The 2,110-nt window shown below is 64.7% G+C and carries 2 protein-coding genes; one reads left to right on the top strand and one right to left on the bottom strand.

Going from position 1 to position 2,110, the window contains the following annotated elements; genetic code table 11:
• The coding region (locus EN780_RS32730) for an NmrA family NAD(P)-binding protein (RefSeq protein WP_128276336.1) at positions 1–740 on the top strand (740 nt) is incomplete at its 5' end.
• 55 nt (positions 741–795) lie between these two features.
• Here EN780_RS32730 and EN780_RS32725 read toward each other — a convergent pair.
• Positions 796–2,110: KUP/HAK/KT family potassium transporter (locus EN780_RS32725; RefSeq protein ID WP_128276335.1), on the bottom strand; the 1,315-nt coding region annotated here is incomplete at its 5' end.

Genomic DNA, 2,110 nt, shown 5'->3' with positions numbered 1-2,110 from the left:
CCGTCAGGGCGGCCGACTTTAACGACCAGGCCTCGCTGGAAGAGGCTTTCAAGGGCGCCGACCGCGTGCTGATCATCTCGACCGGCGACCTCGACCTCAAGAGCGACCGGCGCCTGAAGCAGCATCAGGCGGCGGTGGCCGCAGCCAAGGCGGCCGGCGTCTCCCACCTGCTCTACACCTCGATGCCCAATCCGGAGCCGGGTTCGCCGGTGCTGTTTGCCGGCGACCACTACGGCACCGAACAGGCGATCAAGGCGAGCGGTATCGCCTACACGATCTTCCGCAACGGCTGGTACCAGGAGAACCTGTTCCTGGCGCTGCCGCACGCAATTGCCTCGGGCAAGTGGTATACGTCGGCGGGCGAAGGGCGCATCGCCCATGGCGCGCGCGACGACATGGCCGCCGCGATCGCCGCCGGCCTCGCCTCCGGCTCGACCGACAGCCGGATCCACACGCTGACCGGCCCGCAAGCCTATACGACGACAGAGATCGCCGCCCTCGTCAGCGAGGTCACCGGCAAACAGCTGGAAGTCATTCAGTTGCCCGACGAGGCCCTGACCGAGGGCGTGAAGGCGGCCGGCGTTCCCGAGGAATTCGCCCGCGTCATCGTTTCCTTCGACGCCAACACCCGCTCCGGCCGCATCTCCATGGTGACGGACGCGATCGAGACACTGTCGGGACGCAAGCCGAAGTCGCTGAAGCAGTTCCTCGAAGCCAACAAGGCCGCGCTCGCCGGCTAGAGCGACGCATTCTGTGCGAAGGCCGTGCCGTGCGGCACGGCCTTTTGCTCCGCTGTTAGATGGCGACTTGCGTGCCGATCTCCACCACGCGCCCCGTCGGAATCTGGAAATACTCCGTGGCATCGGCCGCCGTGCGCGCCAGGCCGATGAACAGCCTGTCCTGCCACACCGGCATGCCGGAATTGGGCGAAGCTTTCAGCGAGCGCCGCGACAGGAAGAACGACGTCGTCATGATGTCGAACTTCCAGCCCTGCTTGCGGCAGATCGCCAGCGCGCGCGGGATGTTCGGCTGCTCCATGTAGCCGAAGGTCAGCGTCACCCGCATGAACAGCTCGTTGACCGTCTCCATCTTGACGCGGTCGCTGTCAGGCACCACTGGCTGCGGCGCCGTCACCACCGACAGGATGACGTTCTGCTCGTGCAGCACCTTGTAGTGTTTCAGGCTGTGCATCAGCGCGGTCGGCGCGCTCAAGGGATCGCTGGTCAGGAACACGGCCGTGCCGGACACCAGTTGCGGCTTCTTCTTCAGCAAATTGCCGGCCAGGAAATCGAGCGGGATCTCGTTGCGGCGGGTCTTGTCGAACAGGTAGCGGCTGCCCCGCACCCACGTCCACATGGCCAGGATGATCGTGAAGGCCACCGCCAGCGACGCCCAGCCGCCCTCGAACACCTTGACGATGTTGGAGGCGAAGAAGCCGACGTCGATGAAGGCGAACAGCGCCGTCATCGATACAGCCACCCAAAGCTGCCACTTCCAGATGCGCGTCATGACGACATAGAGCAGCACCGTCGTCACCAGCATGTTGCCGGTCACCGAGATGCCGTAGGCCGAGGCGAGCTTGCTGGATTCGCCGAAACCGACCACCAAAAGCATCACCACCAGCGCCAGCAGCAGATTGACGCGCGGCATGTAGATCTGGCCGGACTGCTTTTCCGACGTGTGCAGGATCTCGAGCCTCGGCAGCATGTTGAGCTGCACCGCCTGCCTGGTCAGCGAAAAGGCGCCGGAGATCACCGCCTGGCTGGCGATCACGGTGGCGGCGGTCGCCAGCACCACCATCGGGATCAGCGTCCAGCCCTGGTTCATCTCGAAGAAGGGATGGCCGACGGTGCCGCCATTGGCGAGCACGAAGGCGCCTTGGCCGACATAGTTGAGCAGCAGGCAGGGAAACACGACCGACAGCCAGGCGAGCACGATCGGCTTACGCCCGAAATGGCCGAGGTCGGCATAGAGCGCCTCGGCGCCGGTGACGGCGAGGAAGATGGCACCGATGGTGACGAAGGCCACATCTGGCGAATTGATCAGGAAGGCGACGATGTAATGCGGGCTGACCGCCAGCAGGATTTCGGGGTCGGCGATGATATGGTTG

The organism is Mesorhizobium sp. M4B.F.Ca.ET.089.01.1.1 (genome assembly GCF_004022605.1).
GTDB lineage: Bacteria > Pseudomonadota > Alphaproteobacteria > Rhizobiales > Rhizobiaceae > Mesorhizobium > Mesorhizobium abyssinicae.
Note: the sequence above shows the minus strand (reverse complement) of the source record. Positions and strands in the feature narration are given on the sequence as shown.